Origin of the sequence: Mycobacterium arosiense ATCC BAA-1401 = DSM 45069, from assembly GCF_002086125.1 — a bacterium.
In the GTDB taxonomy this organism is placed as follows: Bacteria; Actinomycetota; Actinomycetes; order Mycobacteriales; family Mycobacteriaceae; genus Mycobacterium; species Mycobacterium arosiense.
Map to the genome: position 1 here is coordinate 1 of NZ_MVHG01000390.1, position 238 is coordinate 238.

Annotated in this window: 1 protein-coding gene; it reads right to left on the minus strand. The window is 64.7% G+C overall.

All coding sequences use genetic code 11. The annotated features are described in order from the left end of the window. Positions 1–238 (minus strand): DHHA1 domain-containing protein (locus BST14_RS28960; RefSeq protein ID WP_211280871.1); only part of this gene is annotated, 238 nt, incomplete at both ends.

Sequence of the window (238 nt, forward strand, 5' to 3'; positions counted from 1 at the left end):
GTGCCAGCATCGGCTCCGGATTGCCGCTGCCAAACGGTCCGGCACGATTGAGCGTGGTTGCAAGCTCCGTCGTCACCGCGCGCGCTGAGATCGCGCCGTCGATATAGAGCTCATTGACATGGCGCGCCTCGGCGACGTCCTGCGCCAGTGCGTTCTCGAGATAGGCGCGGAATTCTGCAAGCTTCTCTTTCCGCAACGTCACGCCTGCAGCCATCGCGTGGCCGCCGCCCTTGAGCAG